General features: G+C 66.3%; 1 protein-coding gene. It reads right to left on the bottom strand.

What is annotated here, in order from left to right:
- Positions 1-316, bottom strand: a 316-nt coding sequence (locus EN807_RS33165) for an ATP-binding protein (RefSeq protein ID WP_281405250.1), incomplete at its 3' end; no start/stop codon positions are given.
- Positions 317-374: the final 58 nt, after the last annotated feature.

Here is a 374-nt window from a genome sequence, read left to right on the forward strand (position 1 = left end):
AGCGCGCCTCGCGCGCAGCGGCGGGCAGGCCGGACGACGGCTTCTTGCCCGACCAGACGAGGGTGCGGTTCGCGATGCCGCGCTCGGCGCAAAGCCTGGCCCCTTCGCGCGCTTCCGCCGCCGAGCCTTGCCGCAGATCGTGGTCGATTGTCACCGCCAGCAGCCTGGTCGCAGGCGCGACGCGGTCGAGATGGGTCTTGAGGAGGATGAGAAGGGCGGTCGAGTCGCTGCCGCCGGACACGGCTACAACGGCGCCGTCAGAAAAATCGATATCAGAAAAAAGCCGTTCCGAAAGGTCAGGCTCGGCGTCGAGCATCACCGCATGTCGTCCGAAACAGGTCCCGGCTTTGGGACGACGACATGCAAAGGAGCTA

This window comes from Mesorhizobium sp. M5C.F.Ca.ET.164.01.1.1, from assembly GCF_004792125.1.
Taxonomy (GTDB): domain Bacteria; phylum Pseudomonadota; class Alphaproteobacteria; order Rhizobiales; family Rhizobiaceae; genus Mesorhizobium; species Mesorhizobium wenxiniae.